The sequence below is a fragment of the Longimicrobium sp. genome, assembly GCF_036554565.1.
In the GTDB taxonomy this organism is placed as follows: domain Bacteria; phylum Gemmatimonadota; class Gemmatimonadetes; order Longimicrobiales; family Longimicrobiaceae; genus Longimicrobium.
Map to the genome: position 1 here is coordinate 1 of NZ_DATBNB010000830.1, position 5,658 is coordinate 5,658.

A 5,658-nucleotide genomic window follows, 5' to 3' on the forward strand; every position below is an offset into this window, starting at 1 on the left:
CTCCGCCGTCGCTGCGGGTTGACGGCAGGCGCGGCACACTCGGCGTAGCCACCTCACGCTTGCAGGTGCACGCGTGAGGCCCTATGCTCCCGAGTGTAATCCACCATCTTTTAGTCAAAAGTTAGTCGGGAGCGGTCGGAGGGGCAATGCCCCCTGACCGGTACGTCTCTATTTCGCGCCTGAGAGACGCCGCACAGGCGCGCGCTGAGGCCTCTTCCAACCGCGCGGTAGCGCGCGAGATCGGCATCGCCCTCCGCGGTTTTCAGCTCTTTCTGGAAGGCTCCCGGCCGCAGCAGAAGACGCTGGACAAGTTGCTCGCCTGGTACCGCGATCATGTGGAGCGGACTGAGGGGCCCCCCATCGCCGCCTCGGACGCGCTGCTGGTCCTTGTCCGAGCGCTCCCGGCAGAGCGCCGCCCCAGCGCGGCCGCCGCCCTCATCTCGACTCTCATGGAGCAGCACCAGGCAGCCGACGTCGACCCTCCGGCTGATGTCGTCGCCGCGGCTGGCGCCGCTGGTGATGCGAGCCGGCGGCGGGACTGAAGCTGCGGAGTGCCACGAAGCGCTGGATACGACCGGTAGGCGGGGCAAAGAGTTGGGTGCGGCGGGATTGCTGACGAGCAGCGGCCGGACAGGCCCTCCTTCCCGCCCCTCCCCAGCGTGGACGGCGATAGCCATGCGCCCAACTCCGAGGAGTACGCGGAAGCCCGCGAAGCCGCGCGGAGGGCTATCCAGCAGACAACCTCTCCGAAGCGCACGGCAGAGTGAACGTGGCTCGCTCACTCGGCGTGACGCTAGGCAGCGCTGGGCGCTTCTTGGAACCAGCGCACGGTGAACAGGGGTGTGTGCGAAAATCCGGGCGCCCGTCCATCTAATCCGTAGAACCCCCATACAGAGCGGAAGGTATCATGATCAAATCGGTCAACGTTGCGGCGTCTGCGATCCTTCTCATCGTCGCCGGATGCGTTCCACGCGCCGCAGCCCCGCCGCCAGTACTCGCGCCCCCTGTGGAATCAGGCCCTCCCGCCGGCCCACCAGCCGGCGGATCAGCTGCGCCAATGGTAAGGGTCCCGTTCCAGCCGATAGGCTCCGCCAAGAACTGGGAAGTGTTCCGGAATCTCACGTACCGTGTAGGCACCAGCCAGGACAGCATCGTGGTCCCGGCCGGGTTCGTAACGGATTTCGCAAGCATCCCGCAAGCGTTCCAGAGTTTGATCTCGCCATTCGGCCCCTACCTGCTCCCGTCGGTGGTACACGACTACCTGTACTGGGAGCAAGGCTGCAGCCGAAGGCAGGCTGACCGGATCTTCCTGCTAGCAATGGGAGAGATGCAAGTACCTGCGGCCCAGCGTGACGCGATGTACCAGGCCGTCGCGAGGGCCGGGGGACGCGCGTGGCGCCAAAACGCCCGGGACCGCGCAATCGGCCTTCCCCGGCACATGCCGACGAGCGGCGTCCGCGGACCCGGGCCACTGGAGCAGTGGCCTGACTACAGGCGATTCCTGAAGCAGCAAGGCGTGCAGCCGCTGCCGAAAGTACCCGTGTCACAGGCATTCTGCGCACATGGCGGACCCCGGTAGCTCATCGGCTGGTCATAGCTCGTAGCTGTATTGCTCCTGTGATCGAGCGCCGGGTCCCGACGCAACTTGGAGGGCAGAAGAACGGGTCCGCCGCACGAATGCGGCGGACCCGTTCCATTCGCAAACTGGCGATCTAGAATTGTGGGACTGGACGCCCTGCTACGAAGTGGTGAACTGCAGGACACCCGAGACCGGCAGCTCCCAAACAACCCCAGGTATCCAACCGCTGTCGAGAGTTCCGGATTCTGCCCCGTACAGCGGCCCAGGTACCACTCGCACAATACAAGCTTTGTTTGCCCCAAGAGGCGCAGGATGGGCCGGGTACGGGGTCAGGGTCCGGGCTAAACCCGATGCGATCCGAAGTAACTGCCCGCGCGAATCCCGGGGCCAAGTTGCCGTGCTCCGAGCGTCTCACACGAGTCGCGTTCATATGGAATGCTTTCGATGCCGTACAGAATACGAAAGCATTGTGCTTAGGGGACGGACACCAGCACTATGCATCGCTCTCTTGGGAACATCTCGTGGGATGCCCCGAGAGCCCATTTATGTACGTCCCCCTTTCCATGTCTCGAGGTACCACCATGCTCTTTCACCGCCCTTTCCAGCCGCTGGGATGCTTACTGGCCGCTAGCTTCTCGCTTGCGGGATGCAAAAGAGTAATCGATGCAGAACCAGTGGCCACGGTTACCGCCACCGCGCCGTCATCGAGCATCATCGTAGGAAGCGCAGTGCAGGGTTCGGCCACTGCCTGGAACCAACGCGGAACTGCCATCTCCGGCGTCCAGTTCTCGTGGTCCAGCGGCAACTCGGCCGTGGCCTCGGTTTCCCCATCAGGAATGATCACCGGGGTAACCCCAGGCCAAGCCAGCATCCGAGCCGAAACGGGCGGGAAAGCCGGAGAGTTCCTGATCACCGTCAACCGCGTCCCGGTCGGCTTCGTGACGATTTCGCCCGGATCCGCGTCCCTTCAGGCCGGCGCCACGTTCCAGTTCTCCGCGACGGTGAAGAACAGTGCGGGCGCCGTCCTTACCGATCGCTTTGTCACCTGGACCAGCACCAACACGTCCGTGGCCACAGTAAATGGAAGTGGGCTCGTCACGGCAAGCGGCATCGGGTCCGCAACCATCATCGCAGCGAGCGAGGGTGTTCAGGGCCAAGCGACAGTGCAGGTCACACCGCCGCCCTTCGCGCGGGCGCTACCAGACGGCCGCGCGCGTATCCACCCCTCCGTGATCCAAGGCTCCGGCTTCGACGCTTCAAAGACGTTGTGGGTCGCATGGGCGGGCAATCAATACTTGCAGCGATTCGAGAACGAAGCGGCATACCAGCCGGTTCAGCCCAACCCGGTCTATCGCCTGCAACTCGTAACCTCGGGCGATGAAGCAGGCTGGTACGAGACGGCCCTGCCGGTCGTCGGGACGTGCTTCACTGTCGTACAGTTCGCCGGCAATGCCCGCAGATGGGCGAACCTGGTCTCTTGGAACGGCGTCGCAGGCATTCACCAACTCGGAAGCCAGCATGCGATGAAACTGCCCGACGACGGGCAGGCAGCAGCGCGGCTCAACCGTCTCATCCAGGTAGATACCGCTGGTGGCCGCCGCCACGCGTTCGTCGCGCACGCCTTGTTGCCGACCGAGCAGCTCGCAAACCCGTGGCGAATGGTCGGATCCTCGAACGATTGGGCGTACCCGACCGGACGCCCGGTCACCGGGGCCGGGGCGGCAGGCTTTACCTTCGACGTCAGCGGCCTTCGCCGCTTCGCGAACGTCACCGCCTCGAGCACCGCGGGTACAAGCGTGTGGGGCCTGTTCGGGCATCTCGGCGACGGAAGCATCGACCTTTCCAATGCCGGATGCATGGCGCCGAACAACACGGGCTTCAGGGATTCGGACATCAGGGTCGACGGCGGTTCCGCGGGGATCTGGCTCGAGCCGGCGGAAATGCCCGCACGCCTGCCTCACCTCTTCGTGAACGGATTGGAGGGCCAAGTCGGATGGCCCAACCCGAACGCGCCTCCGGCGCACGCCCGCGGGACGTTCACGGCGGCCACGCCCTGGCTGACCATCGTCGATGACATGCGCGCTCCCGAGCCGTCGTGGGTCGAGATCGACTACCTCCGGCTCTGGGCGGTTGTCGGCGGGCGAAGTGAACTCGTCCAGGAGAACTCCTACAGCGATGGGCGGCTAGGCGGAACCCTCGCCTCCCGGGACAAATGGTTCGAGTTCCGGTGGGACGAACTCCAGCAACGCGCCACCGTCGCGAACGGAATCGTGCGGCTGCCGCTTAGCACTGTTTCCGACAAGGCCTGGCATGTCTGGATCGAGGATACGTGGACGGATCCTTCCGGGACGCATTTTCGGCGACTGCTGCCACCGAATACGGAGCGCGTGTGGGTCGAGACGAGAATACGACTCCGCGGCGCGGCTGCACTACAGATCGGGTGGGATTACTACCGGCACACCAAGGACAAGAACTGCGACATCGATTTGGACGGAGACTATGAGGACGGCTGGTGTGAGGCCGGCAAGAGCGAATGGATTTTCGAGAGCTTCGACAACGATGGATGGCAGGTGATCCGTTTGGGCTTGTAGTGGACATTGCATACGCTGGCCGGAGCGCCAACTCCGGCCAGCATCATTCAAGTTCGTTGCGATCACTCGATTGGACTACGCAGGTGTGCCATGGCGTTCGTCGCTGCGGCTCCACCATTCAGTCTTCTACCAACTCGTTCCGGAGCCACTCCAACGGATCGCACCCTTGGCAGTTGAGTCCGTGCCACGCCTTGTAGGGCTGTAGAAGCTGGCGCAGCACGTCTCTTTCAGCATCCGAAACTCCCCAACTCTCCGCCAACGGCTGCTCAGCCCCGTCTGCCAGCCGCCGGATCAGTGAACCCGTGCGATGATAGTAGAGCCGCTCGCTCCACTCGCCCTGCGCGGTCCGGCCATGGGCATATACGAAATCGAGCTGCCCCGCACGCAAGTAGTACTCGCTGATGCCGCGGCGGGAATCACCTCGACGGATCCAGACTATCTTCTGTGGGAGACTCTCGCTTTCACCGGAAGCGAAGTAGCCTATCGCAGGTGGAGACATTACATAGCGGGGCTCCATCGACGTCAACCGCTTGTTGGTCTCAATGAACCGGCGCCGTATCCCAAGTATGGATTCCTCAATCTCCTGAGGTGAGATCGATTCCGCACCTTCTCCTCCTGAGGTCGAGACGGGCATTGCTGCTGCTGGCGCAACCTGATGAACAACGGAAGTGGATTCCGCCCAGGACCTGAGGATCAGCACCACGGCGATCCCAACCACGGCGGCTGGCAGCCACGCACCCACCGCCACGAGTTCCGGCCAGCGCGGCCTGCGCCCCAGACGCGGGCCAGGCGGCACTTTCCCGGGAAGGCCGAGGGCCGGCACCGCTACTGGACCGCCCGCCGCGCGTAACTTCTCGATATAAGTAATTTCCTGCTCGAGCGCTGGAACCCAGTCTCGAAGCGGCGCCTCCATCGACTCAGCGACAGTGGAACGGCACGTCCTCCTGACAATGGGAATGCCCACGCCAAGCAACACGCTTATCCAGACGGAGTGGGCCCAGAACATCATCGCCGGGAAACGGTTCTCGTGCGTATAAGTATCTCTGGAGCCTATTTCCAGCCCCGCGGCAATGATCGTGAATAGGAGGAACCAGGCCGCGATATGAATCGCAAGCGTCTCTGCGTCCAGCGCGCTGCGCGGACCGTGCGCCCTTGCCGCATGGATATCGCTCTGTACACGGGAGAGTTCAGATCTCAGTTGCGCTGAGCGGCGAGCAAGCGCTCCCCGCCAGCGCTCCCGTGCAGCTTCCACTACACGCGCGGTCGCGGCGACAACATCCCGGTAATCCACCTTGCCACGTAGAAACTCCTCGTAGATGGATAGCAGTTTCTGCTTCCATTCGGTGGAGGCAAACACGGCAATCCCTTCTCTGTGGAAGGTGCCCAAGCCGTCGAGTGCCTGATCCGCACTATCCCATGCCTCGAGCGCTTTTCTCGTTCGTGCGCCTGGATTCTTGAGGATCGTCTCGGTAAGGGACTGCATTCCTT

General features: G+C 63.4%; 5 protein-coding genes. 3 read left to right on the forward strand and 2 right to left on the reverse strand.

Going from position 1 to position 5,658, the window contains the following annotated elements:
• Positions 1 to 146: 146 nt before the first annotated feature.
• A complete protein-coding gene (locus tag VIB55_RS23510) occupies positions 147 to 542 on the forward strand; it encodes a hypothetical protein (RefSeq protein ID WP_331879117.1) in 396 nt (131 codons plus the stop codon).
• A gap of 515 nt (positions 543 to 1,057) precedes the next feature.
• The gene (locus tag VIB55_RS25685; RefSeq protein WP_414682261.1) at positions 1,058 to 1,579 is read left to right on the forward strand and encodes a DUF1353 domain-containing protein; all 522 of its coding nucleotides are present in this window, start codon (positions 1,058 to 1,060) and stop codon (positions 1,577 to 1,579) included.
• A 589-nt stretch (positions 1,580 to 2,168) separates the two neighbouring features.
• Here VIB55_RS25685 and VIB55_RS23515 read toward each other — a convergent pair.
• Complete coding sequence (locus tag VIB55_RS23515) at positions 2,169 to 2,423, reverse strand: hypothetical protein (protein WP_331879118.1); 255 nt, start codon at positions 2,421 to 2,423, stop codon at positions 2,169 to 2,171.
• Between VIB55_RS23515 and VIB55_RS23520 the strand changes: the two genes are divergently transcribed.
• Positions 2,416 to 4,170 carry an Ig-like domain-containing protein gene (locus VIB55_RS23520; protein WP_331879119.1) on the forward strand — a complete coding sequence of 585 codons (1,755 nt, stop codon included), beginning with the start codon at positions 2,416 to 2,418 and terminating at the stop codon, positions 4,168 to 4,170. The two genes, VIB55_RS23515 and VIB55_RS23520, sit on opposite strands and share 8 nt — an antisense overlap.
• A 118-nt stretch (positions 4,171 to 4,288) precedes the next feature.
• Here the strand turns inward: VIB55_RS23520 and VIB55_RS23525 are convergent.
• On the reverse strand, positions 4,289 to 5,658 hold a 1,370-nt coding region (locus tag VIB55_RS23525), incomplete at its 5' end, for a hypothetical protein (protein ID WP_331879120.1).